Source organism: Martinezella rhizogenes (assembly GCF_000799715.1).
Taxonomy (GTDB): Bacteria; Pseudomonadota; Alphaproteobacteria; order Rhizobiales; family Rhizobiaceae; genus Rhizobium; species Rhizobium rhizogenes_C.
Genome location: NZ_JUHG01000020.1, coordinates 240990 through 265877, shown reverse-complemented (window position 1 = coordinate 265877; position 24888 = coordinate 240990). Strand labels below are relative to the sequence as shown.

Annotated in this window: 28 protein-coding genes and 1 tRNA gene; 19 read left to right on the top strand and 10 right to left on the bottom strand. The window is 60.5% G+C overall.

The window, feature by feature from the left end:
- The 3 genes from EX00_RS30575 to EX00_RS30565 form a co-directional block, all read right to left on the bottom strand.
- Complete coding sequence (locus EX00_RS30575) at window positions 1-573, bottom strand: TetR/AcrR family transcriptional regulator (protein ID WP_047466334.1); 573 nt, start codon at window positions 571-573, stop codon at window positions 1-3.
- A gap of 8 nt (window positions 574-581) precedes the next feature.
- Window positions 582-1046, bottom strand: coding sequence for a nuclear transport factor 2 family protein (locus tag EX00_RS30570; RefSeq protein WP_047466331.1), 465 nt, complete (start codon window positions 1044-1046; stop codon window positions 582-584).
- Window positions 1047-1134: 88 nt separating this feature from the next.
- Entirely contained in the window at window positions 1135-1998 is an 864-nt protein-coding gene (locus tag EX00_RS30565) for a DMT family transporter (RefSeq protein WP_047466328.1), read from the bottom strand.
- Window positions 1999-2105: 107 nt separating this feature from the next.
- Here EX00_RS30565 and EX00_RS30560 point away from each other — a divergent pair, with 107 nt between their 5' ends.
- The gene (locus EX00_RS30560) at window positions 2106-3524 is read left to right on the top strand and encodes an aminotransferase-like domain-containing protein (RefSeq protein WP_047466327.1); all 1419 of its coding nucleotides are present in this window, start codon (window positions 2106-2108) and stop codon (window positions 3522-3524) included.
- Window positions 3525-3526: 2 nt separating this feature from the next.
- Here the strand turns inward: EX00_RS30560 and EX00_RS30555 are convergent, their stop codons facing one another.
- Window positions 3527-3955 (bottom strand): VOC family protein, encoded by a 429-nt coding sequence (locus EX00_RS30555; protein ID WP_047466325.1) that lies wholly within the window; start codon window positions 3953-3955, stop codon window positions 3527-3529.
- A gap of 106 nt (window positions 3956-4061) precedes the next feature.
- On the opposite strand from EX00_RS30555, the gene EX00_RS30550 reads away from it, so the two are divergent.
- The 12 genes from EX00_RS30550 to EX00_RS30495 all read left to right on the top strand — a co-directional run bounded on the left by EX00_RS30550 (window position 4062) and on the right by EX00_RS30495 (window position 15162).
- Window positions 4062-4919, top strand: a complete 858-nt coding sequence (locus tag EX00_RS30550) for a LysR family transcriptional regulator (protein WP_047466324.1) — start codon at window positions 4062-4064, stop codon at window positions 4917-4919.
- Window positions 4920-5022: 103 nt separating this feature from the next.
- Complete coding sequence (locus EX00_RS30545) at window positions 5023-5679, top strand: response regulator transcription factor (RefSeq protein ID WP_047466322.1); 657 nt, start codon at window positions 5023-5025, stop codon at window positions 5677-5679.
- Entirely contained in the window at window positions 5676-7055 is a 1380-nt protein-coding gene (locus tag EX00_RS30540) for a sensor histidine kinase (protein ID WP_047466320.1), read from the top strand. The genes EX00_RS30545 and EX00_RS30540 overlap by 4 nt, the downstream gene beginning before the upstream one ends.
- 102 nt (window positions 7056-7157) lie before the next feature.
- Window positions 7158-7850: an MtnX-like HAD-IB family phosphatase gene (locus EX00_RS30535; protein ID WP_047466317.1), complete on the top strand. Its 693-nt coding sequence runs from the start codon at window positions 7158-7160 to the stop codon at window positions 7848-7850.
- A 20-nt stretch (window positions 7851-7870) separates the two neighbouring features.
- Window positions 7871-9292, top strand: a complete 1422-nt coding sequence (locus EX00_RS30530; RefSeq protein ID WP_047466405.1) for an aspartate aminotransferase family protein — start codon at window positions 7871-7873, stop codon at window positions 9290-9292.
- Between the two features lie 4 nt (window positions 9293-9296).
- A complete protein-coding gene (locus EX00_RS30525; RefSeq protein WP_047466314.1) occupies window positions 9297-10250 on the top strand; it encodes an arginase family protein in 954 nt (317 codons plus the stop codon).
- On the top strand, window positions 10247-10600 hold the full coding sequence (locus tag EX00_RS30520; protein WP_047466313.1) for a DMT family transporter: 354 nt from the start codon (window positions 10247-10249) through the stop codon (window positions 10598-10600). The genes EX00_RS30525 and EX00_RS30520 overlap by 4 nt, the downstream gene beginning before the upstream one ends.
- On the top strand, window positions 10597-11469 hold the full coding sequence (locus EX00_RS30515; protein WP_047466311.1) for a fatty acid desaturase family protein: 873 nt from the start codon (window positions 10597-10599) through the stop codon (window positions 11467-11469). The genes EX00_RS30520 and EX00_RS30515 overlap by 4 nt, the downstream gene beginning before the upstream one ends.
- Window positions 11459-12274: an alpha/beta hydrolase gene (locus EX00_RS30510; RefSeq protein WP_047466310.1), complete on the top strand. Its 816-nt coding sequence runs from the start codon at window positions 11459-11461 to the stop codon at window positions 12272-12274. Before EX00_RS30515 ends, EX00_RS30510 begins: the two co-directional genes overlap by 11 nt.
- On the top strand, window positions 12255-13403 hold the full coding sequence (locus EX00_RS30505; protein WP_047466309.1) for a GNAT family N-acetyltransferase: 1149 nt from the start codon (window positions 12255-12257) through the stop codon (window positions 13401-13403). The genes EX00_RS30510 and EX00_RS30505 overlap by 20 nt, the downstream gene beginning before the upstream one ends.
- A complete protein-coding gene (locus EX00_RS30500) occupies window positions 13403-13831 on the top strand; it encodes an EamA family transporter (RefSeq protein ID WP_047466308.1) in 429 nt (142 codons plus the stop codon). Before EX00_RS30505 ends, EX00_RS30500 begins: the two co-directional genes overlap by 1 nt.
- On the top strand, window positions 13831-15162 hold the full coding sequence (locus EX00_RS30495) for an SAM-dependent methyltransferase (RefSeq protein ID WP_047466306.1): 1332 nt from the start codon (window positions 13831-13833) through the stop codon (window positions 15160-15162). The genes EX00_RS30500 and EX00_RS30495 overlap by 1 nt, the downstream gene beginning before the upstream one ends.
- On the opposite strand, the gene EX00_RS30490 is transcribed toward EX00_RS30495, so the two are convergent.
- Together EX00_RS30490 and EX00_RS30485 are read right to left on the bottom strand one after the other, a co-directional pair.
- On the bottom strand, window positions 15103-15951 hold the full coding sequence (locus tag EX00_RS30490) for a MipA/OmpV family protein (protein ID WP_047466304.1): 849 nt from the start codon (window positions 15949-15951) through the stop codon (window positions 15103-15105). The genes EX00_RS30495 and EX00_RS30490 overlap by 60 nt on opposite strands.
- A gap of 239 nt (window positions 15952-16190) precedes the next feature.
- Complete coding sequence (locus EX00_RS30485; RefSeq protein WP_047466302.1) at window positions 16191-16832, bottom strand: DUF1007 family protein; 642 nt, start codon at window positions 16830-16832, stop codon at window positions 16191-16193.
- 265 nt (window positions 16833-17097) lie between these two features.
- Between EX00_RS30485 and EX00_RS30480 the strand changes: the two genes are divergently transcribed.
- Window positions 17098-18525 carry an aldehyde dehydrogenase family protein gene (locus EX00_RS30480; RefSeq protein ID WP_047466298.1) on the top strand — a complete coding sequence of 476 codons (1428 nt, stop codon included), beginning with the start codon at window positions 17098-17100 and terminating at the stop codon, window positions 18523-18525.
- Window positions 18526-18692: 167 nt separating this feature from the next.
- Here the strand turns inward: EX00_RS30480 and EX00_RS30475 are convergent.
- A tRNA-Gly gene (locus EX00_RS30475) sits at window positions 18693-18767 on the bottom strand.
- Between the two features lie 245 nt (window positions 18768-19012).
- On the opposite strand from EX00_RS30475, the gene EX00_RS30470 reads away from it, so the two are divergent.
- From EX00_RS30470 to EX00_RS30455, 4 genes are all read left to right on the top strand, one after another.
- On the top strand, window positions 19013-19522 hold the full coding sequence (locus EX00_RS30470) for a prolyl-tRNA synthetase associated domain-containing protein (protein ID WP_052211034.1): 510 nt from the start codon (window positions 19013-19015) through the stop codon (window positions 19520-19522).
- A gap of 157 nt (window positions 19523-19679) precedes the next feature.
- Window positions 19680-20657: a thioredoxin gene (gene trxA / locus EX00_RS30465; RefSeq protein WP_047466295.1), complete on the top strand. Its 978-nt coding sequence runs from the start codon at window positions 19680-19682 to the stop codon at window positions 20655-20657.
- 224 nt (window positions 20658-20881) lie between these two features.
- Entirely contained in the window at window positions 20882-21544 is a 663-nt protein-coding gene (locus EX00_RS30460) for an LON peptidase substrate-binding domain-containing protein (protein ID WP_047466293.1), read from the top strand.
- A gap of 8 nt (window positions 21545-21552) precedes the next feature.
- The gene (locus EX00_RS30455; protein WP_047466290.1) at window positions 21553-21741 is read left to right on the top strand and encodes a Trm112 family protein; all 189 of its coding nucleotides are present in this window, start codon (window positions 21553-21555) and stop codon (window positions 21739-21741) included.
- An 83-nt stretch (window positions 21742-21824) separates the two neighbouring features.
- On the opposite strand, the gene EX00_RS30450 is transcribed toward EX00_RS30455, so the two are convergent.
- Entirely contained in the window at window positions 21825-22571 is a 747-nt protein-coding gene (locus tag EX00_RS30450; RefSeq protein ID WP_047466287.1) for an SDR family NAD(P)-dependent oxidoreductase, read from the bottom strand.
- A 40-nt stretch (window positions 22572-22611) separates the two neighbouring features.
- Window positions 22612-23004: a DoxX family protein gene (locus EX00_RS30445; RefSeq protein ID WP_047466285.1), complete on the bottom strand. Its 393-nt coding sequence runs from the start codon at window positions 23002-23004 to the stop codon at window positions 22612-22614.
- 154 nt (window positions 23005-23158) lie between these two features.
- On the opposite strand from EX00_RS30445, the gene EX00_RS30440 reads away from it, so the two are divergent.
- A complete protein-coding gene (locus EX00_RS30440) occupies window positions 23159-23539 on the top strand; it encodes a winged helix-turn-helix transcriptional regulator (RefSeq protein WP_047466283.1) in 381 nt (126 codons plus the stop codon).
- 64 nt (window positions 23540-23603) lie between these two features.
- On the opposite strand, the gene EX00_RS30435 is transcribed toward EX00_RS30440, so the two are convergent.
- Window positions 23604-24818 (bottom strand): ubiquinone biosynthesis hydroxylase, encoded by a 1215-nt coding sequence (locus tag EX00_RS30435; protein WP_047466281.1) that lies wholly within the window; start codon window positions 24816-24818, stop codon window positions 23604-23606.
- Window positions 24819-24888: the final 70 nt, after the last annotated feature.

Here is a 24888-nt window from a genome sequence, read left to right as displayed (position 1 = left end):
TTATCGGCGGGCGCGAAGTCTAGCCTCCACCTGCTCTCTCAACCGCTCCAATGTCCTCCCGAAAACGCCGTCGTCGCCGAGCGCTCGCGCAAGCATCAATGCGCCCTGGATGCCCACGATCGTCTCTTCCGCGAGTGCGTGTGCCTCAGCGGCCCCGACACCGGCTCTCATCAGAGCACCGGCGAGCGCTTCGATCCAGCGTTTGAAATAGCCCTTTATCGCACCCGCGAAACGATCGCGTGTTTCATCGAGCGCGAAGGCGCCGATGAGGCAGATGCGGCGGCCGGAGCGGAAATAGGTGTTGGTGGTTTCCCACATTTGGGCAATGGCAGCGCGGGGTTCGTCCTCCTCGAGCGGCCTGAACATGTGCGTGACGAACCAGGCATCGATATTGGCCATGATTTCCGCCGCCATCTCCTCCTTGCCGCCGGGGAAGAAGTGATAGAGGCTGCCTTTCGACAGCTTGGTGCGGGCCGTGATGCTGCTCATCGACGCGCCCTCATAGCCGAGTTCGCGAAAGACTTCGGCGACGAGGGCAATAGCATCCGATTTTTCAAAGACAGTGCGTGTCATGACCCGCCTCAGAGGCCGAGATCGGACAGACCGGGATGCTCGTCGGGGCGGCGGCCGAGCGGCCAGTGGAATTTCCGGTCTTCCTGCTTGATCGGCATGTCGTTGATCGAGGCGAAGCGGCGCTGCATCAGGCCGTCGGCGTCGAATTCCCAATTCTCGTTGCCATAGGAGCGGAACCAGTGGCCGCTGTCGTCGTGCCATTCATAGGCAAAGCGCACGGCGATGCGGTTGCCGTCGAAGGCCCATAATTCCTTGATCAGCCGGTAGTCGATTTCTCTCGCCCATTTGCGGGCGAGGAACTCGACGATTTCCTTGCGGCCGCGCGGAAATTCGGCGCGGTTCCGCCATTGGCTGTCTTCGGTATAGACCTTCGAGACGCGCTCCGGATCACGGCTGTTCCAGCCATCCTCGGCCATGCGGACTTTGGCGATGGCGGTTTCGCGGGTGAATGGCGGTATGAGTGGAGTGACCATGGTTTGCTCCTGGTTAGACTAATCGGATTATAATAGACCGATCAGTCTAGTTGCGCAAGGCCGCTCCTCGCGCTTCCGTATGCGTGCTCTATCGCGCGAATTTCTTCGCGCCCACCACGCAGGCGACGACGCCAATGGTCACGACAAACATGGACCAGCTGACGCTCTCCTTCAGCAGCGTGGCGGCAAGCGCCAGGCCGAAGAAGGGCTGGAGCAGCTGCAGTTGCCCGACAGCGGCGATGCCGCCTTGCGCCAGCCCGCGATACCAGAAAATGAAGCCGATCAGCATGCTGAAGAGCGAGACGTAGATCAGGCCGATCCAGGCCGGCTCGCCGATGTTGTCGACGGTCTGCGGCATGGTGAAGAGAGAAAGTGCAATCATGGCCGGCAGCGACAGCACCAGCGCCCAGCAAATCACCTGCCAGCCGCCCAGCCGGCGCGACAGCACTGCGCCTTCGGCATAGCCGAGGCCGCAGACCAGGATTGCCGCAAGCATCAAGAGGTCGCCGACCGGCGAGGCGGAGATACCCTGCGCGAGCGCATAGCCGCAGACGATGGCGCTGCCAATCACCGAAAATATCCAGAAGGCCAGCCGTGGCCGCTCGCCGCCGCGCAAGACGCCGAAGATGGCCGTCGCCAGCGGTAGCAATCCGATGAAGACGATCGAATGGGCCGAGGTGACATGCTTGAGCGCTAGAGCCGTCAGCAGCGGAAAGCCGACGACGCAGCCGATTGCGACGATGATCAGGGAGAGGAGATCGCCTCGAACGGGGCGCTTCTCCCGAAAGGCGAACAGCAGGCAGAGCGACAGGATGCCGGCGATCGCGGCGCGGGCGACGGTCAGGAAGACGGGATCGAAATCCATCACCGCCACCCGCGTTGCCGGCAGCGAGGCGCTGAAGATCAGCACGCCCGTCAGTCCATAGATCCAGCCACTCGTCGTCTTGTCCATGCTCATGCTCCTGGTTGTCGTCCGCGATATCAACGAACTCGGCTGGTTATTCCAGAGACGGTGCAGTACAATTGGTATGAACTGTTATGGTATGAGGTATGGTACGGATGAGCGACTTAATTGCGGCGAGCGGGAGCGGCGGCACCCGCATCGAGGGCGTGATGGCGGCGATTTCGGAGCGTATCGCCGCGCGGAGCCTGGCGCCCGGCGCGCGGCTTCCTTCGGTGCGCAGCTTTGCCAAGACAATGCAGGTGTCGGTTTCCACCGTGGTCGAGGCCTATGAGCGGCTGGCGGCCGAGGGCGTGATCCGCTCGCGGCCTGGTTCCGGCTTTTATGTCTGCGGACCGCTTGCGCCGCTTTCTCTCTCCGAAATTGGCCCGAGGCTTGACCGCGACGTCGATCCGCTCTGGATTTCACGGCAATCGCTGGAGGTGGGTGAGGATGTGCTGAAGCCCGGCTGTGGCTGGCTTCCGCCCTCCTGGATGCCGCAGGCGGCGCTGCGCCGGGCGATGCGCAGCCTGGCGCGCGCCGAAGGCGGTGTTCTCACCGATTACGGAACGCAGCTCGGCTTGCCGCCCTTGCGCCAGCTTCTGGCACGGCGCATGGCCGAACACGGCATTGCCGCCTCGCCCGATCAGATCATGCTGACGGAGTCCGGCACGCAGGCGATCGACCTCATCTGCCGGTTCCTGCTCGAGCCCGGCGACACCGTATTGGTCGACGATCCCTGCTATTTCAATTTCCACGCCCTGCTGCGCGCCCATCGAGCCAATGTCGTCGGCGTACCCTTCACGCCGACAGGGCCTGATATTGCGCTGTTCGGCGAGGCGCTCGAAAAGCACAGGCCGCGCCTCTACATCACCAATTCCGCAGTCCACAATCCGACGGGCGCGACCTTGTCGCCGGTAACGGCGCATCGCCTGCTGAAGCTCGCGGATGCTTCCGACCTGATTATCGTCGAGGACGATATCTTTGCCGATTTCGAGCAGACGTCGGCGCCGCGCCTTGCCGCCTATGACGGGCTTGACCGGGTGATCCACATTGGCAGCTTCTCCAAGACCCTGTCGGCGTCGGTGCGTTGCGGTTTCATCGCCGCGCGGCCGGACTGGATCGACGGCCTTGTCGACCTGAAGGTGGCCACCAGCTTCAGCTGCGGCCAGCTTTCGGCGGAACTGTTGTTTTCAGCGTTGAAGGACGGCAATTACCGCAAGCATATGGAGGGGCTTCGGACCCGGCTTGCCAAGGCGATGGGCGAAACCGCCTCGCGCCTGGAGGCGATCGGCATTATCCCCTGGCTGAGGCCGCAGGCGGGCATGTTTCTCTGGTGCCGGTTGCCGGAGGGGATCGAGGCGGCCGATCTCGCCCGCGCCTGCCTTGCCGAGGGCGTCATCCTCGCGCCCGGCAATGCTTTCAGCCTGATGGACACGGCCGGCAGCTTCCTGCGTTTCAACGTCGCGCAATCGACCGACCCAAGGATTTTCGATGTGCTGGCGGCGGCGATGCGGACGTTGCGTCGCCGCGCCTAGCCCTATTTGGCAAACAGGCTGTTGATGTCGGCAAACGCCTTCAACTCGACGGCATTGCCGCTCGGGTCCTTGAAGAACATGGTTGCCTGTTCGCCGGGTTCGCCCCGGAAACGGATATAGGGCTTGATGACGAAGTCGATGTTCGCCTTGGTCAGCCTCTCCGCCGCGGCTTCCCATTCTTCCATCGACAGAACGACACCGAAATGGCGTACCGGAACGCCGTGACCGTCGACCGCGTTTGCTGCGACTTCACCGGTTTCCCGAGGGGCCAGATGGGCGACGACCTGATGACCATAAAAGTTGAAATCGATCCAGTCGGGAGAGCTTCTGCCCTCCGAACAGCCGAGAAGGCCGCCATAGAAGGTACGCGCGGCCGCGAGGTCATTGACGGGGAAGGCAAGATGGAAAGGGTGAAGGGGTGTTGCAGTCATCGTTCATCTCCATGGGGTGAAATCCAATGCCGCGATTTATAAGAAACATTTATTCTTATGAAAAACGATATATAATTATCGTGAGAAACAGGAAAAATTATCAATCGTGATTCCGGAACTCAAAACGCTGGTGGCGGTCGCCCGCTTCGGAACCTTTGCCGCCGCCGGCGATTGGATCGGACTGACGCAGGCGGCGGTCAGCGGCCAGATGAAGCGGCTGGAGGAAAAGCTCGGTGTCCAGCTGTTCGAGCGGACAGGCCGCTCGGCCACGCTGAATGCCGCCGGGCTGAGAACGCTCGAGCGGGCGAAAGACATTATCGCGAAGTTTGATGCGATCGCCGATCCATCGGATGAGAATAGGGGCGGGCGCCTCAGAATCGGTGCCATCGCCTCCGTCCAGTCAACCGTTCTTGCCCGCGCACTTGTGCTGTTTCGCGATCGATTTCCGAAACATCATATTCATATCGTGCCGGGGATTTCCCTTCATTTGCTCGATCTGCTCGATACAGGAGAACTGGACCTCACCGTGATCATCAAGCCCTCTTTCGGCATACCGAAGGATTTCGTTTGGCAACCCTTGATGCGTGAGCCGTATGTGCTGGCGGTCCCGAGCTGGATCGAAGGCGACGACTGGCTGGCCTTGCTGCAGGAGCAACCGTTCATTCGCTATGAGCGCAGCTCGTTCGGCGGCCGGCAGGTCGAACGGTTCCTGCGATCCTTGTCAATTACTGCCAGGGAATCGGTGGAGATCGATGACATCTCCGCGATGGTGGCCTTGGTGGGACAGGGACTTGGCGTGGCGCTGTTGCCGATGACCGAGGGGAATCTGCCTCTTCCGCCATCGGTCCGCCTGGTGTCGCTGGCTGACAGGACCTTTTACCGGGAGATCGGCATATTGAAACCGCAGGGAGATCAGCCGGAGATCGCGCATTTCGTCGATTACCTGGTCGGAGCTTTACGTTGAGATACCGTGGGGAACACGGTCGGCTCGACGGCTTTGCCACACGGCCGCTCCAATTGCGGTTCACATCGGTTGCATAATTCCCATCGGCGAAGTGAGATCGACCGTGCGTGTTCTGCTAGTTGAAGACGATAATATCCTCGGGTCATCCCTGAAGAAGGCCCTGGAGAAACATGCTTACGGCGTCGACTGGATGCGCGATGGCGAGTCCGGTCTCGAAGCTGCCCGGCATTCGGATTTCGCGGCAATCGTGCTTGATATCAACCTGCCCCGGCTCAGCGGCATGGAGGTCTTGAGAGGCATCCGGCAGAGGGGCAATTCGGTGCCGGTCCTGCTGCTGACGGCGCTTGATGCCGTGCGCCAGAAGGTCGAGGGGCTCGACGAGGGCGCCGATGATTATCTGGTCAAGCCGTTCGATCTCGATGAGCTGCTTGCCCGCATGCGCGCGCTGATCCGCCGTCGTGACGGACGAGTCGAGAGCGTCATCCGCTGTGGCGATATCGAGGTCGACCCTTCGGCGATGGTTGCCCGCAAAGGTGATGTCCAGGTTCACACCACGGCCAAGGAGTTTCATCTTCTGAAGCTTCTGATGGAGCGCAGCGGCCGATATGTGACCAAGAACGATATCGAATATGCGCTTTACGATGCCGAAAGCACGGTCGAGAGCAACACGATCGAGGTGACGATCTACAATCTGCGCAAGAAGCTCGGCAGCGATTTCATCAAGTCGATCCGTGGCGTTGGTTACATGATCGAGCGATGAACAATTCCACGCTCACCCGTAAACTCTTCCTAAGAATAGCGCCGGTCGTGGTGATAACGATCGGGGTGATTGCCGCTTTCGCGTTTAACAGTGCGACGCGCGAAATCGACAATATCTACGATGCCCAGTTGATCAATGACGCAAATGTGCTGTGGAGCTTGCTGCGTCACCCTCTGGAGAGGTCGCCCGATCGCGCTCCGAGGCAGGTCGACGACATCGACTTCAACATGGACAATCAGCTCGCCTTCAACGAGGACGCTGATGATTACGCCGATGCGCATATGTTCCGCGCCTGGGACGACGGCAATATCCGTTTCTACAGCAGCACGGCGTTCCTGTCGGACGTGCCGCAGCAGAAGGTCGGCTTCACCACCATCACCTATCGCGGCGAGGAGTGGCGCGTCTATTCGCTGCCGATACCGAATTCGACGATCGTGATGGAGGTCGGCGAAAAGATCGCCCTTCGCGAAACGCTGGTTTCCAACATCCTCCTCAACCTCTTCTTTCCGCTGCTGGTGCTGGTGCCGGTCATCGGCTTTCTCATCTGGCTCGGCATCAATAGTGGCCTTCGGACGATCCACGGGCTGGTGCGCCAGATCCGCACCCGATCGCCGGACGATCTCTCGGCTATCCCTGTCGAAGGCCTGCCACGGGACCTTTTGCCGCTCGGCCGCTCGATCAACCAGCTTCTCGAGAAGCTCGGCCATTCCCTGACGCTCGAGCGGCGCTTCTCCGATCTGGCGGCACATCAACTGCGCACCCCGCAGGCCAGCGTGAAGCTGTTGCTGCAGATGCTGGGCAGCAGCGACAGCGAGCAGGAGCGGCAGGCGATCGTCGCCGATCTCGTGGCCAGCAACAACCGCGCCATCCATCTGATCGAGCAATTGCTGCGACTGGCAAGGGTCAGCCATCATCCCCTCAACCCAACGCCGGTGCCGCTCTATCATATGGTGGCGTCGGTGCTGGCGGAGTTCGGCAACATCATCAACAGCCGGCAGCTCGATGTCGTGCTCGAGGGTGACGAGGCGGCGCAGGTCAAGACGGATGAATCGCTGCTGCGCATGACGGTCAGCAACCTCCTGGACAACGCTATCAAATACACACCGGTCGCCGGCAGGATCGAGGTCATGATCGCGGCTGGAAGCGGGCTCTGGCTGATATCGATCAGCGATAGCGGGCCGGGTATTCCGCCCGACGAACGCGAGGCCGTCTTCCAGCGTTTCTATCGGCTCGATACGCTGCACACCGAAGGCGCGGGGCTTGGCCTGGCCATCGTCGCCGATACGGCGGACCGGCTCGCCGCCGCGATAGAGTTATCGACGCCGCGCTGGGGCTCGGGCCTGCGTGTCGACCTGCGATTGCCTAAGGTGGAATAGAGTCAACTTTACCACGATTTCATCTTCGCATCATTCTCCCCTCATGCCTGGCTCATCCACGGTTGTTAAACACAACCCAAGGACAAGGCGAAAGGGCGGTTCATGCAGGTGTTTTGCGATTTTGATGGGACCATCTCCATCGAAGACGCGACGGATATGGTGTTATCCCGTTTCGCCGATCCAGAGTGGGAAGACATAGAGCGCCAGTGGAAACAGGGGCTGATGGGGTCGGGCGAGTGCATGCGCCGCCAGATCGCTCTGCTCCAGGCGAGCCGGCAGGATCTCGACGCCCTGCTGGACACCGCGTCCATCGATCCCGGCTTTGAAGAATTCCTGTCCTATTGCCGTAGCAGTGATCTGCCCGTTACCATCGTCAGCGACGGTGTCGACTACTTCATTCGTCGTATCCTTACGCGCCATGGCATCGACGACATGGCGATCGTCGCCAACGTGCTGACCTATTGCTTCGCCGATGGTCGCGAATCCTATTCCCTCTTCCCGTCGCCGACGGCAAACGGCTGCATGTCCGGGTCCGGCGTCTGCAAGTGCCGGGTCGTCAAGAACCCCGATCTGCAGATCTATATCGGCGATGGACGAAGCGATTTCTGCGTTTCCGACAAGGTCGATCTCGTCTTCGCGAAGGCCAAGCTCATCGACTACTGCGAAGACCGCGGCATTCCCCATGTCGCCTTCGAAACCTTCACCGACCTGCTTCCAAAGATGAAAGCCGTTCTTCCCGGCGTCACGCGCGGACAGCGCGGACAGCGCGCGCTGCTGCATTCAAAGACCGCATGAACAAGACCAAGAGGCATCTTATGAAAACCAATGTAGCCGAAGCCTTCAGTGGCGAGACGCAATTGCCGATCAAATCCGAAGAGGAATTGCGTATCCTCGAGGAGGCCTATTGCTCCCACGGCGATACCGTCCACTACACGGCAAAACCGAAATTCTTCGAAGAATGCGAAGGCTCCTTCGTCTACGACCGGACTGGGACGCCGTTCCTCGATCTGCAGATGTGGTATTCGGCCGTCAATTTCGGCTATCGCAATGAGCGCCTGAACAACGCCGCCCATCGCCAGCTCGACCGGCTGCCGCAGGTCGCCTCGCAGTATCTGCACCGCGAAAAGGTGGAGCTGGCGGCGATGATTGCTCAGGATGCCGAGCGCAAGTTTGGGCACAAGGGCCGCGTTCACTTCAACGTCGGCGGCTCGCAGGCGGTTGAAGATTCGCTGAAGCTGGTGCGCAATTACACCGGCGGCAAGAGCCTGATGTTCGCCTTCGAGGGCGGCTATCACGGCCGTACCCTCGGCGCTTCGGCGATCACCTCGAGCTACCGCTATCGCCGTCGCTACGGCCATTTCGGCGACCGGGCACAGTTCGTCGAGTTCCCCTATCACTTCCGCGGCCCGAAGGGCATGTCGAAGGAAGAGTATGGGCATTACTGCGTCCAGAAATTCGCCCGGCTGTTCGAGAGCGAATATAACGGCGTCTGGGATCCGAAGGCCGGCAAGTCGGAATATGCCGCCTTCTATATCGAGCCGATCCAGGGCACGGGCGGCTATGTCATTCCGCCGATGAACTTCTTCGCCGAGCTGAAGAAGGTGCTGGACGAACACGGTATTCTGCTTGTCGTCGACGAAATCCAGATGGGCGTCTACCGCACCGGCAAGCTCTGGTCGATCGAGCATTTCGGCGTCTCGCCCGACATTCTCGTCTTTGGCAAGGCGATCACCAACGGGCTCAACCCACTTTCAGGCGTCTGGGCACGGGAAGAAATGATCAACCCGACCATCTTCCCGCCCGGCTCGACGCATTCCACTTTCGCCAGCAATCCGATGGGGACCGCCGTGGCTCTCGAAGCGATGAAAATGTTGGAAGAGGAGGATTTCGGCACCGCCATCATGGCCAAGGGCGCCTATTTCCTCGACGGGCTGAAACAGTTGCAGAAGCGTCATGTGATCGTCGGCGAAGTCGACGGGCTTGGCCTCGCGCTCAGGATGGAGATCTGCAAGGACGACAGCTACACGCCGGACAAGGCGACGATGGACTGGCTTTGCGATGAAGGCATGAAGGGCGATCTTCAGGTCGGCGCCAAGATGTACGGCCTCGTGCTGGACGTCGGCGGCTACCACAAGAACGTCATTACCTTCGCGCCCAACCTGCTCATCACCCGCGAGGAGATTGATCTGGCGCTTTCCCTGCTCGATCAGCTTTTGACGCGCGCGGTCCGGAGATAAGACGGTGCAGCTCCTTCTTCTTCATCTCGATGATGCTTTGGAGCTGCAACCGGATTTCGTGCGCGCCTGCAAGCTTGCCGGCGCGCACCAGTATTTCGACAAGGGAGCCGGAAAAGCAGTCCGGCTCTGGGGCAAGCAGAATGCGCTTGCCGAACTCGCCCGCGATATTGCCAAGAGCACCCCCACGCTCGGCAAGGATCCTCAGCTCTGCTTCATGGGCTCGGGCGATTTTCATCATGTGACAGCCCTGCTTCTCGATGGAGCTCTGGAACGACAGCCTGTTGCGACGACGCTCATTCATTTCGATAATCATCCGGACTGGGTCACCTTCGAAGGCGGCATGCATTGCGGGTCCTGGGTCAACAGCGCTCTTGCCCATCGCAACATCCAGAAGGTCATCACCATCGGCGTTTGCAGCCGGGATCTCCGCAGCCCCGAGCGCAAGGGCGCCAATCTGCACTGGCTCGGTGAAGGCAAGCTGGAACTCTACCCTTACGAACATCCGCCGAGCCGGGTGCTGGCCGATTACGGAAGCGGCGCCAGCTACCGGCAGGACAAGGGCGCGCTGCACTGGAAATCCATCGCCGAGATCGGCGAGGACAATTTCATCGACCGGATGCTGAGCCGGATTCGTACCGAGGCGGTTTACCTGACGATCGACAAGGATGTGCTTGCCGCCGATGATGCGGTCACCAACTGGGATCAGGGCCGCATGCGGCTGCCCTATCTCCTGGCGCTGATCAGCGAAATCGGTAGCCGGCATCGTATCATCGGCGCGGATGTCATCGGCGACTATTCCGCGCCAAGCTATGCCGGCGATCTTCGCACCAAGCTGATGAAGCGGGCCGAGATCTTCATCGATCAGCCGCGCATCCGGCCGAAGGTCGAGACGACCAGAAACATCAACAGCGCCGCAAATCACGCGCTGCTCGAAGTGCTGGCGGAGTACATGGCATGAGCGGCAGCCTGACCCTTCCGATGCTTGGTCTCATCCTATTCTGCGTGCTGGCGGAAACGGCGCGCGAGGTCTGCTTCAAACAATCGGCGAACGAAAGCGCATTGCTTGTCGCGTTGACAAAGCCGGTCACATGGCTCGGCATCCTCTTCTGGGCGGTCGAGCTATTCGCCTGGACCGCCGTGCTCGAACGCGTTCCCCTCACCATCGCCTTTCCGCTGATGGCGCTGAGCTATGTCGTCGTCGTGCTCGCCGGGGGCGTGATCTTCAAGGAAAACATCAATCTCCGCCACGCGATGGGCGTGTTCCTGGTGACCGCCGGCGTGGCCTGTGTGGGAGTAACCGGACTATGAAAATCTTTGCTCATACCAGATGGGACGCGGCGCCGGTTCTGGCCGCCGTGGCGCATCTCGCCTTCGACGTCTACCTGATCGTCGGTTTCGAAAGCCGACCGCTATGGCTTTCGGCTGTTCTCGGCTGCCTCTATGCCGTGTCGATCTCGTGGAACATCAACAGCATATCCCATAATTTCATCCACACGCCCTACTTCAAGCCGCGCTGGATGAACTATGCCTTCAGCCTGCTGGAATCGGTCGCGATCGGTTTCTCGCAGACCTATTATCATTGGGTGCATATGCGCCATCACTCCGGCAACAGTGACCGGCCGGACGACAAGGGCGAGACGATCGACATGTTGTCGATCTATCGTCACGGCCGCAACGGCGAGCCGGAGAATGTGTGGTCCTACACCTTCCTGAGCTTTTTCCGCGATAGCCTCGGTGACATCCACAAGGCCATCGCCCGTCGCCGTCCCTTCGATGCGAAGTGGGGCCGGTTCGAGCTGTTCTTCTTCCTCGGTCTCGCCGCGCTGGCGTTGATCTATGACTGGAAGGCGGTGCTGTTCTTCGTGCCCTTCTATTATCTGGGCAACTGCCTGTCGTCGCTGAACGGCTACTACGAGCATCTGCACGGCGACCCGGATGAGCCGATCGCCTGGGGCGTTTCCAGCCACAAGCCGTTCTACAACTGGCTGTGGTTCGGCAATGGCTATCATGCCGAACATCATTACCGCCCGAAGACGCACTGGACGAAACTGCCGACGCTGCACGAGCAGATCAAGGACGAGCAGGAAAAGGCTGGTACGCATGTGATCAGCACCTGCCATGCGCTTGGCTTCATGGCCAAGGAGAACCGGCAGTCGGAGCTTTCTCATGAAAGCTGACGGGCTGAGCTTTTATCTGGAGGGCACCAATGGAAAAGGCGTCCTCCTGATCCACGGGCTGACAGGGGCTCCGGCCGAGATGAAGCTGGTTGCCCGCCAGCTCAATCGCAAAGGCTATAGCGTCTATGCACCGCTTCTGGCCGGCCATGGGGTGGATGCCGGCACGCTGCGGCGCTCGCGATGGGAGGACTGGCTGGACAGCGTCGTGCAGGCATCGTCGGTGCTTGCCGAGAGAACGCAGCAGGTCTTTGCGGCCGGTATCTGCGTTGGCGGCAAGCTTTCGATGCTGGCGGCCGAACGCCAGCCGGAAACGATCCGTGCCGTGGCGATCTATTCTCCCTGCTTTCATTATGACGGCTGGGATGTCCCCTTCTATTATCCGCTTTTGTCCTCGCAGATCAGCTGGTTGTCGCGCATTCCTTTTCTCGATCGTCTCAATTTCCGCGAGACCGCATCCCTCGGGATCAAGGACGAGCGCATGCGTCGGCTGATCGGGACTATGGCCGGGGAAGGCGTTCTCGAAACATTCCCCGGCAAGGGGCTGGTCGAAATGCATCGGCTGGGCAAGACCCTGCGCGGTCGGCTGCCGCAGATGAAGACGCCGACCCTGATCCTGCATGCCGAGGACGACGACCTCAGCAGCCCCAAACATGCGCGTTACATTTCCGATCACATCGGCGGTCCGCACGAGCTCAGATGGATCAAGGACAGTTACCACATGATCCATGTCGACCGTCAGCATCGGCAGGTGGCGGACTTCACCGCCGACTTTTTCGAGGCCAGCCATGCTCAAGCCCTTGCCTAGATATTTGCCCGCGCCGGACCGGGATCCTGTCGCCGAGGTGCATTTCAGCATCCGCGCCGTCGGCCGCGATGCCTGGAATGCCTGCTTTCGCGGTCAGGTCGAGGACTACGACTGCCTGCTGGCCATCGAGGGGGCCGGTTTCGACGGTTTCGACTGGCGCTACATCACCATCGTCGAGGACGGACGGGTCAGTGCCGCCATGCCGGTTTTCCTCTGTCCGTATGCGCTGGACACGACATTGGAGGACGGCCGGCTCCGCAAGGCCGTGCGCCGCGCGCGGCGGCGCTTCCCGGGCTTCCTGACGCTGCGCCTCGCCTGCCTTGGTTCTCCCTGCACGGAAACAGGCACGGTCGGCTTTCATCCCGATGTGCCGCTAGAGCGTCGCGCGGTGCTGTTTGCCGAGTTGTTGTCGTTCTTCGAGGAGCTTGCAGCAACGGAAGAATGCTCGCTGATGGGCATCAAGGACATTCCAGCGCCGGTCACTGCCGAATTCGGCGGCCTGCTCTCAGGCCGCGGCTATGCCTCGATCGGTGGCTTGCCGACCGCCTGGCTCGACGTGGATTTCAAGACGATCGACGAATATCTCGCCAGGCTTTCCTCCGGCACCCGCAAGGACATGCGCCGCAAGCTGAAATCCTTCGAGCAGGTCAGGGTCGAAATGCGGACGGATTTCGGCGATTTCCTGCCGGAGGTCATGGCGCTCTATCACGACACGCGCAATCGCAGCGAATGGCAGTTCGAGGAGCTCACGCCGGACTATTTCGAGGGCATCCTCGCCCGCATGCGCGGCCACTCCTTCTGTGCCTTCTATTTCCTCGAAGACAGGCTGCTGGCCGCCAATCTGATCGTGCATGACGAACACATCGCCATCGACAAGTTTTTCTGCATGGATGGCGAGGCGGGGCGGCCGTACAATCTCTATTTCCTGAGCTGGTTCACCAATCTGCGCTATTGCCTCGAACACGGGATCGGCCGCTATCAGAGCGGCCAGGCCTATTATGAAAACAAGGTGCGGCTTGGCAGCAAGCTGACGGCCAACACGATGTTCTTCCGGCATCGCAATCCTGTTCTCCAGAAGATATTGCGGCTGGTTTCGCCACTGCTTTCCACAGACGAGGCGGGCCAGTGATGTCGTCGATGCGTCTATCCTGGCTTGCCGTGCCGGTGTTGAACACGCTGTTCCAGTTCTTCATCAAGCACGGCGCCGAGCAATTGGGCGATGCGAGCGGGGTCGGCTGGTTATGGCAGGCGCTCGGTTCGCATTGGATCCTGGCGGCGATCGCCGTCGAGATCGGCTGCTTTTTCATCTGGATGAACGTGCTTTCCGAACTCGACCTCAGTCGGGCCTTCCCGCTTTCCGGCGTCAGCTACGTGCTGATCATCGCCACCGGCTGGTTCGTCTTCGGGGAGCCGGTCGTCGCACTGCAGGTGATCGGCAGCGGCTTGATCTTGACGGGTGTCTGGCTGATCGCGGGCGCTTCCGGCGAGGCGACGAGCGCGGACGACTGGCACACGAAGCGCGGTTCGCTGCGCCCCCACAGCAATGAGGATCGATAATGTCCGGATTGCCAGCGGAAGACCATCGTCAAAATACAATGGCATCCAGCCTTGCGGATTGGAGCCTGAAGCGAGCGCTCTCGAGCATCGTATCGCGGGGATCGCTGATCGTGATGACGGCGGGCGGTCGAGCGCTGACATTCGGCGATGGCACCGGCGAGCTCGTGTGTGTCCGCTTTACCGACAATCGCGCGCAATGGGCTTTCCTGATCGATGCCGATGCAAGGCTCGGCGAGCTTTACATGGATGGCCGCTTTCTCGTCGAACATGGCTCGCTCTACGATTTCGTAGCGATGATGCTGCGGGAGGCGCAGAACAGCACGCATCCGCTGATCGCCCGCCTCATCGATCATATCCGCACGAAGCTGCGGATTTTCCGTCATCGCAACCTGCCGAGACGCTCGAAGACCAATGTCGCGCATCACTACGATCTCGACGGCCGCCTCTACGAACTTTTCCTGGACGCGGACCGGCAATATTCCTGCGCCTATTTCGAGCATGCCGATCAATCGCTTGAAGAGGCGCAACTGGCCAAGAAGCGGCATCTCGCCGCCAAGCTGTCGATCGAACCCGACAACAGCATTCTCGACATCGGCTGCGGCTGGGGCGGCCTTGCGCTGCATCTGGCCGAGCAGGCGCCGGGCGGCTACGTGCTTGGTGTCACCCTGTCGGAAGAGCAGCATGATTATGCCTCGAAACGGGTGCCGGCCAGCCTCGGTGGAACGCCGGCGGAAGTACAATTCGCACTCAGGGACTATCGCAGCCTGACGGGCCGCTTCGACAGGATCGTCTCCGTCGGCATGTTCGAGCATGTCGGCCTGTCATCCTACCGGACCTTCTTCCGCAAATGCGCCGAGCTGCTGGAGGACGACGGCGTCATGGTCCTCCACACCATCGGCTGCTCGGCGACACCCGGCTTCACCACGCCCTGGCTCGACAAATACATCTTCCCCGGCGGCTACATTCCGGCACTTTCGGAGATCGTGCCCGAGATCGAGGCGGCGGGATTGTCGATCACCGACGTCGAGGTGCTGCGCCTCCATTATGCCTACACGCTCGAAAGCTGGCGTGAGCGTTTCATGGCGCATTGGGATGAGGTGGCGAAGCTCTATGACGAGCGCTTCTGTCGCATGTGGGAGTATTATCTTTCGACCGCCGAAGCCGCTTTCCGCTACGAGGATCTCGTCGTCTTCCAGATCCAGATCACCAAGCGCAACGACGTGCTGCCGCTGACGCGGAACTACATCGCCGATCATGAAGCGCACAGTGCCTCAAAAATCGATGTTGAAGGTTCTGTTGAGGGTAAAGCCGATCATATTCTGGTTGGGTGAGCCGAACTGCGAGGTGATTGGGCTGTCGGCGGCGTCGCCCACCAGGCGGTTATATTTCTCATAGACCTGCACGCTCCATGCGGGCGTGATCGTATAGGTCGCGGCCACCGTGAAGCCGACCGATTTCAGGCCGCCGTTGGCGTCGAAGGCGCTGACGTGGCCGTTTCTCGCGGCTTGACCCGCAGAGATGCCAAAATTGCTGCGCATATAGGTGGAGTTCGCCAGCGACAGGCGAGGCCCGGCGGACAGGACCAGCTTGTCGCCAACCGGCTGAAACCAATCGAGCGAGAGATCGGCGACCAGGCCGTCGCCGCCCCAAAGGGACTGGCGCACTTCCGTCCGCAGCCGGAGTTGATTTTCCATCAGCCAATATTGTGCGAAGCCGCCGGCGTCGAAATTCCAGCGCACCCTGCGCTCGCTCTGCAGATGCAGATTGTTGAGATCCAGGCGGTCATCCCTCAAGCCGACCACTGGACCGATTTCAAGGCTACCGAGGTCGAAGAGCGTATAGTCGAAATTGTCGTCCGGGGCGCTGTATTCAGGGGTATCACCAAGGCGGTAAAAGTCGAAAGACGGCATGGCGCTAAAGGAATAATGCTTCGAACCTTCATAAGTGGGGCCGTATTCCACCGTGGCGCCGAGCGTCACGACCCAGGTGCTGGAGGTGGACTTTGTGACTTCCTGCGCCATGGATGATGCGGGAAACGCGCCGATTGCACATATGGTCACCAGACCAATCCTGGTCAGCGCCAGCAACCGGGCGGAGAAAGATGTCTCAACTACCAACACTCTGACAACATCCGATCCCTGGGTGCCGCTGCGGCATTGTTAGCGCAGCTTACGGTTCCCAAAACAGCAAAAGTTCAAAAGCAACCGGTTATGGACGAATTGATCCTTTCCGGCGTCGCGATTGCGAAGGTACGGGCGAGAATAGCGGCGCAACATTTCATGAGCCTGAAAAAATCGGCGCCAAACACGGCGCTATCGTTTTTTCATCGTGACGGCATTCCCCGGTCCTTCGCATGGGATCAACACTGGACTTCCAGCCTTGTCGCGACGAGCAGCGAGTAGTCCGTTCCCTTGGGATCGCTGAAGAACATGCTGGTCAGCGCCGCCTGGTTCTCCGCCATGACTTCCTTGGGATTGGGCCTGATAACCTTGCGCTTGCAACGGCCGGAGGCCGGCCCCGATATGGTCATATCGTCGTCGGTGGCGAAGTCGACCGCTGTGTAGAGCGTCTTGTCATAGATCCCGAAGGACGTGGTTCCCTTGAGGAAGGTCTTCTGCTCGGGTCTCAGCGAAAAGGTCAGGGTTAGCGCCCCGTCCTTGTAATCGGCCTGGACCGCATCAGGCTTGGCCATCGGCACCGCTTTGCCGTTGCTGGTGACGTTCGTATAATAATTGTACTGCGCAAGCGAATCCCTGACCGTCTTGCCGACCGCCTTGAGTTCGCTCGCATTCAGGGTCTGATTGTCGCCCTTGTCGAAATCCATGACGACCGAGGAGGAAAACACCTCGTCAAAGTGCCAGATGTTGCGCAGTTCGCTGATCGAGCCGTCGGGCGCGGCGACAACCTCGAACTTTGCGTCGACGAAGATATGCGGATGGGCGAGAGCCGGGACGGGCAGGAGCGACAGCATCGCGAGCAGCAGGATTGTTTGTCGTTTCATGCAGGCTCTACCGTGATCTGTCCGCAGCTTGGATATCAAGACCTGAACGTCAATTGAGACTGATTTGAGACCCGGAAACGTTGAGCCACACGTCGCTCCTGCAAGCCCTCTGAATTCAACAGGATCTGCCAGAGAATAATGAACCGCGTGGTCCTGTAACGGTGGAATCTTCTGCCGGCAACGGACAATATGCGGCAGCGACCTCGGGATTGGCTCGCTATTCTGCTAATCGATCCGGGAAATACGAAAAGCGATGGAGACAGGCATGGAACACGCCCACAAATTCTATATCGACGGCAAATGGGTCGATCCCGAGGTGCTGCGGACGCTCGAGGTCATCGATCCGGCGACCGAGCAGTCCATGGGAACGATCGCCTTGGGTTCGGCCGCCGATGCCGAAAAAGCCATCAAGGCCGCCCGCGCCGCCTTCGACAGCTTCTCGCGCACGACGCGGGACGAGCGGCTGTCGCTGCTGAAGCGCATTCTCGAGATCCTGAGACGCCGCAACGACGAGATCGGCGACATCATTTCCCGGGAGATGGGCGCGCCGCTCGCCATGGCGCGGTCGGACCAGGCCGGTATCGGCATTGCCCATTTCGAAAAGACGATCGAAGCCTTCGAGGCTTTCCAGTTCGACTATATGCAGGGCTCCACCCGGATCGTGCACGAGCCGATCGGCGTCGTCGGCATGATCACGCCCTGGAACTGGCCGATGAACCAGATCGCCTGCAAGGTCGCGCCGGCGCTGGCGGCGGGCTGCACCATGGTGCTGAAGCCCTCCGAGATCGCGCCGTTCAACGCCATCATCTTCGCAGAGATTCTTGACGAGGCAGGCGTCCCCAAGGGCGTCTTCAACCTCGTGCAGGGCGATGGCCCAACCGTCGGTGCGGTGCTGTCGAGCCACCCGGATATCGACATGGTGTCCTTCACGGGCTCGACCCGCGCCGGCATTGCGGTTGCGCAGGCCGCCGCCCCGACCGTCAAGCGCGTCCATCAGGAGCTCGGCGGCAAGTCCCCGAATATCGTGCTGCGCAGCGCCGATCTGGAGGCAGCGGTTAGCGGTGGCGTGCGCCGCTGCTTCAACAATTCCGGCCAGTCCTGCAATGCGCCGACGCGCATGCTGGTGCCGGCGGAGCATATCGACGAGGCTGGTGCGATCGCCGCACGCGAGGCGGCATCGCTGGTCGTCGGTGCTCCCTCGGATCCGCGCACGGCACTCGGGCCGGTCGTCAGTGCTCTCCAGTTCGAAAAGATCCAGGCGCTGATCGCCAAGGGGATCGAAGAGGGCGCGGAACTGGTGGCGGGTGGACTTGGACGGCCGTCGCATCTCAACGCAGGTTACTACGTGCGCCCGACAGTGTTTACGCGCGTAACCAATTCCATGACCATCGCCCGCGAGGAGATCTTCGGGCCGGTGCTGTCGATCATCGGCTATGAGACTGAGGATGAGGCCGTGGCGATCGCCAATGACACGCCCTATGGCCTTGCCGCCTATATCCAGGGCGATCCACGGGAGGCGCGGGCGCTTGCCGGACGGCTGCGCGCGGGCACTGTCCGGCTCAACAACGCGGCTTGGGACGGAATGGCACCCTTCGGCGGCTACAAGCAGTCCGGAAACGGCCGCGAATACGGCAAGTTCGGCCTGCATGAGTTTACGGAAATCAAGGGTATCGTTGGTTACGACGAGGCCTGAGCGGGTTTAACAGCGATGGCCCTGGCGTCAGGCGACGTCAGGGTCGGCGGTCGTTGTGCTATTGTTCCACGACACATTTACGCCAAGCGTGGATGCTGGCCGTAACAGAGACGACACGACCGCCGAAAGGCGGTCATCATCCAACGAATTGTCATCTTGAAGAAAAATGGAGCGGGCGAAGGGATTCGAACCCTCGACCCCAACCTTGGCAAGGTTGTGCTCTACCCCTGAGCTACACCCGCTCATATCCACAACAGTCCGGGGTAGTGTGTTGGACCGTTCGGCGTCGTCTTGCGGCGACGGGCGCTATATGGCCCAATCGTTTTTTAAATGCAACAGGGAAATGACGGGGTCGCGAAGAAAAATTCGCGGTTTTTTTCAATGCCTACCGGAAAGGCCGGAAACGCCGGGCTTTGCCATCTCAAAGATTGCAAAGGAATTGTGGGCGACGTATCAGGAGCGCGTCAAATTTTCTTTGCGAGACGCCATGACTGAGAACAGCCCGAAAACCCGCGACGATCTTTTCCGTTTTCTGGACGGGTTGGGCATTTCCCATAGCACGAGGGATCATGCGCCGGTGTTTACCGTTGCCGAATCGGTATCGCTGCGCGACGAGATTCCCGGCGGGCATACGAAAAACCTCTTCGTGAAGGACAAGAAGGATAATTTCTTCCTTCTGACCGTCGAGGAGAACGCGACGGTCGATCTGAAGACGGTGCACACGCTGATCGGCGCCGCCAGCAAGGTCTCTTTCGGCAAGCCGGAAAAGCTCATGGAATACCTCGGCGTCATTCCGGGTTCGGTGACGGCATTCGGCGCGATCAACGACACGGGTGGCAATGTCACCTTCGTGCTCGATGCCGAATTGATGGCGCACGACATCGTCAATTGCCATCCCTTGTCGAACGATGCGACGACGTCGATTGCCGGCGGCGACCTGCTGCGTTTCATGGAAGCGACGGGTCATATGCCGCTAGTCTTGAAAGTGACGGGCTAACGCACGATTTTAGCGCTACAATGCGAGCGATATGACATATCTTCGAAGTGTGCTGTCGCTATGGCTATTTCATTGAGCAGGATCTGATCCAAAGCGACGCCCCGTTTTTGGGGCTCATGTTTTAAAAGTCCGGAATGCCGGCAGGCGGGAGACATCTATGAGCGGTTCGAACAATCCCTATAATGCGTCCTTCGGTGGCCAGATGTCGGCCTCTGCTTCCTTTGGTGCTGCACCTGTCGCGTCGGGCGGCGCTTCGCCGATCAAGGACACCACGACAGCGAATTTCGCCAAGGACGTTATCGAGGAATCGCGCAACCAGCCGGTGCTGGTGGATTTCTGGGCGCCCTGGTGCGGACCGTGCAAGCAACTGACGCCGGTGCTGGAAAAGGTGATCAATGAGGCCAACGGCCGCGTCAAGCTGGTCAAGATGAACATCGACGATCATCCCTCCGTTGCCGGCCAGCTCGGCATCCAGTCGATCCCGGCGGTCATTGCCTTCGTCGACGGCCGTCCGGCCGATGGCTTCATGGGCGCTGTGCCCGAGAGTCAGGTCCGTGAGTTCATCGACCGCCTCGGCGGTCCGGCTGGTGGCGAGGGCGATCCGGCAGCCGAGATCGCAGCGGTCCTGGAAGAGGCAGCCGGTCTTCTCGCCGGAGGTGATATCAATGGCGCCGCCGAGCTGTTCGGCGCGGTGCTGCAGGCCGATCCGGAAAATGCCAAGGCGCTTGCCGGCATGGCCGAATGCATGATCGCCGCCGGCCAGAGCCAGCGCGCCCGCGAGGCGTTGACGGATCTGCCGGAAACGCTCGCCAACGATGCCGGTATCCAGGCCGTGGTGAAAAAGCTCGATCAGATCGAGGAAGCCCGCAAGCTCGGCGATCCCGTGGCGCTGGAGCAGGAGCTGGCGGCCAATCCCGACAATCATGAGCAGCGCGTCAAGCTTGCCAAGATCCGTAATGTCGAGGGTAAGCACGACGAGGCTGCCGAGCATCTTTTGACGGTCATGCGCCGCGACCGTGCCTTCGATGATGACGGCGCGCGCCGGCAATTGCTGGAATTCTTCGAAGTCTGGGGGCCGAAGGACCCGGCGACGATCGCCGCGCGGCGCAAGCTGTCCTCGATCCTGTTTTCCTGACGCGTGGTTTGAGCGAGGGCATTCTCCCGGGAGCCCTTGCTTGCCTCGGCGATTGAATGGGAAAGCGAAACGCTTCGGCCTTTTGCCCGGAAAGGCTCTTGTGTTTTCGCGAGAGGAGGCCACATTGTTCTGTGGTGCGGCGTGGGATGGAGCAATCGCCGCCGAATATCGTTCCTGCGTATCTCAAGGGATACGCGGCAGAGTGATGTAGCGGGACGGAAATCATGCAAGTCGGTAATGCCAGATACCTGAAACCGAGCGACCTGCCGGAATCGGTGGTCATTTTTCCTCTCTCGGGCGCCTTGCTTCTGCCCACCGGGCAATTGCCGCTCAACATCTTCGAGCCGCGCTATCTCGCCATGTTCGACGCCGCCATCGCCGGCAACCGGCTGGTCGGCATCGTGCAGCCGGCGCTCGGCGAACCGTCGGAAACTCCCAATCTTTCGCATGTCGGCTGCCTCGGGCGCATCACCTCCTTCGCCGAGACCGGCGATGGCCGTTATATCACCTCGCTCACCGGCATCTGCCGCTTCCGGCTGATGGATGAGGTCACCACCGGTCACCAGCCCTACCGCACCTTCCGCATCGCCCCCTTTATGGCCGATCTCAAGTCGGCTGACGAAGAGCATAGCGTCGATCGCGCCGCGCTGCTGTCAGCCTTCCACGCCTATCTCGATGCCAACAAGCTGGAGGCGGACTGGCAGAGCGTCGAGCGCGCCAGCAATATGACTTTGGTGAATTCGCTGGCGATGATGGCGCCCTTCGAGCCCGCCGAGAAGCAGGCGCTTCTGGAGGCGCCCGACCTGAAGACCAGGGCGGAGACCTTCATCGCCATCATCGAAATCGTGCTCGCCCGCTTCGGCGACACCGATTCCGTGCTGCAATAGGATCTGCGATGGACATCACTGTCAGCAAGGTCGATCCGAAACTGCTCGACCTGCTCGTCTGCCCGCTCACCAAGGGGTCGCTGAGCTATGACCGCGAGAAGAACGAGCTGGTCTCGGAAAAAGCCCGGCTCGCCTATCCGATCCGCGACGGCATTCCGATCATGCTGATCTCGGAGGCGCGGCGCATCGAGGATTGAGGCCAGCTCTCTCTGGGAATGAACATGTGACCGGAATGACTGAAGAGGCGCGGCCTACGCTACGCCTCTTCTGCTGCTGAGGATCAGCGAGCGGTGTCGATGATTGCGCCGCCGTCGGGTGTAAGGCTGTATCCCGTGATAAACCGCGAGTCCTTGCTGGCGAGAAACAGGACGACCGGAGCGATGTCATCTTCCGGGGAGCCGAAACGGGCGAGCGCGTTGGTCGGCGCAGGAATATCCTTTGCCGCCGCTCCCCATGTATCCGCTATCGGCAGAACATTGTTCACCGTGATGTTGTCAACGCCCCATTCGCGCGCCGCGGTACGAGTAAGGGCACGCACGGCCTCCTTCGCCATGTTGTACGGGCCGTAGCCAGCGAGCCCGAGGGTGCCAGCCATGGAGCCGAAATTGATGATCCGGCCCTCTCCGCTTTTCTTGAGGTGAGGGTAGCAGGCCTGCATGAAGCGTAGATACGCGATCGGTCCTGTGTCGAAGTTCCGCTGTAGTTGCTCCACTGATAGGTCGATGACCGAAGACAGGACAGCAGAGCCATCGAATGCATTGTTCATGAGAATGTCGATGCGACCGTAGGCGGCCACGATCTTGTCGGCCGCAGCCTTAATCTGATCCGCCTCGCCAACGTCGCAGACAACACCGAGCGCGGTGCCGCCTGCTTCAAGGATGTCCGCAACGACATGTTCGACGCCTTCGGCTGTGCGCGAAAGGACAGCAACCTTTGCCCCTTCGGCCGCAAAAAGTTTCGCGGTGGCGCGGCCTATGCCACGGCTTGCGCCCGTGACGATCGCGACTTTTCCATCGAGTCGACCCATATTCATCTCCATTTGGTTGAGGCTTGTGATTGTCGCTGTCTCAACGCATCGCGGCGTGGACATAAGGGGACGGCACATCTCGGGCGTCATTCTGCGTAACGAACGAGATTACGAGGAGGGCCAGGCCAATTGCCGCGGGCAGAGCGCCGGTGGGCTTGCGAGCACCGAGATTTGCGAGGCCGGACAGCAGCAGATGATAGAAAATGCCGGCATAAGCGAGATCGCTGAGCGGCACACTGATGCGTGAAAGGATTGCGAGTGGACCGAGAACCTTTACGACGATCATGAACGGCACGAGAAAGGCAGCATTGTACCCGAGCTCTGCTAGAACCCGGCGAACCCAGTCTGCCCTGGTCGCGTACATGAAGGCTGAAGTCAGATAAAGCAGGGACAATAGTGCCGTGCTGATCCAGTAAGCGTAATATTCAGTCATGATTTCATCCTTGTCGCTGGTCGCCCAGCAACATTCTCATCCGTTGAGTATATCGTTTGATGCTGGAGGCTTTTTACAGCTCTCCTTGGTGCATGAATGGAAAATGTCGTCTAAGATCGATATTTGCAAGTAGGATGAATTACTTGCTGTTAGTATGGAAAAGCAGACTATGGCCGATGAAGAAGTCAATATGCATGAGGAAATGCGGCGCGCCTTCGCTCTGCTTTCCGGCAAGTGGAAGCTCGAAATCATGTGGCTGCTCAATCAGCGGATGTACAGGTTTGGAGAGCTGCGAAAGGCTATTCCCGGCATCACTCAACACATGCTGACGGCACAGCTTCGCGAGCTCGAAGCGGACGGACTTGTGTCGCGCACGGTCTTTGCGGAAGTTCCTCCACGCGTCGAATATGAGATCACGCAGAAGGCACGGGGACTCGGCCCTACGATGGAAGCGCTGACTGCCTGGTGGAGCGAGCATGGAAAGAGCGTTCCGGCAAAACCGAGCGCGCGTGGTCGGAAAGCCAGAAACGGTTGAGCGATCGTCGAGTCGATTGGCGGCGTGTTCCTACAGAAGCATGCTCTTCTTCGGCTCTAACCGTTCAGATCGCCTCGCCCGCCAGCAGCCGCGGATTGTCCTTGGCTTCCGTGCCGGCGGCCTGGCTGATGAAGAAGGATTTCAGCTTCGGCAGGCGATCGACGAGGCCGAGGCCGAAATCGCGGGCGACGCGCACGGGGGTGATGTCGTTGGAAAACAGCCGGTTCAGCACATCGGTGGTGACCCCCATGCGGAAGGTGTCGAAGCGCCGCCAGGTCTGGTAGCGCTCGAGAATGTTGATCGAGCCGATATCGAGGCCGAGCCGGTCGGCTTCGACCAGGGTCTCAGCGAGAGCCGCCACATCCTTGAAGCCGAGATTGAGGCCCTGGCCGGAGATCGGATGGATGCCATGGGCCGCGTCGCCGGCGAGCGCGAAGCGCGGCGCGACGAAGGCGCGGGCAAGGGTCAGGCCGAGCGGGAAGGCGCGGCGGTCGCCGACCGTGCGCAGTGCGCCGAGCTTGTGGCCGAAGCGGCGCTCCAGTTCCTCCTCGAACAGCAGGTCGTCGGAGGCGACCAGCCGGTCGGCGTCGGCGGTGCGCTCGGTCCAGACGAGCGAGGAACGGTTGTTCTTCAAGGGCAGGATGGCGAAGGGGCCGGAGGGCAGGAAATGTTCTTCCGCGCAGCCATTGTGCGGTCGTTCGTGCTCAACGGTGACGACGATGCCGGACTGGCCGTAGTTCCAGTTCACCGTCTTGATGCCGGCCATGTCGCGCAGTTTCGAGCGCACGCCGTCGCAGGCGACCAGCAGCCGCGTTTCCAGCACGCTGCCGTCCGAGAGTGTCAGCGTCACACCGGCGTCTTCCGTCTTGAAGTCCGTTGCGCTGACGCCGTGGCGGATCGTGATGCCGAGGCGCTCGCAGGCGCCGCGCAGGGCGCCGACCATGGCGACATTCGGGATCATGTGTGCGAAGGGCTGACCTTCCGTCACTTCGCCGTCGAAAGTGAGGAACACCGGGCGCACGGGATCGCTGGTGCGCGAATCGGTGACGATCATGCGGGTAATCGGCTGTGCTTCCGGTTCGATCTCGTCCCAGACACCGAAGACCTCCAGCATCTTCGAGGCGGCGGCGATGATCGCCGAGGCGCGGGTGTCCTTCTTCCAGGCGGCTTCAGAGGCTGCCTCGACGACCATGACGTCGAGATGGGGGGCTGCCTGCTTGACGGCGACTGCGGCGGCCAGACCCACATAACCGCCACCCACTACCAGCATGTCCAACATAGCGCTTCCCTGTGTCCTACTCTCACGTCCTGTTCTATATAGAACATCCCGTTCGTGGTTCCTACCGTTG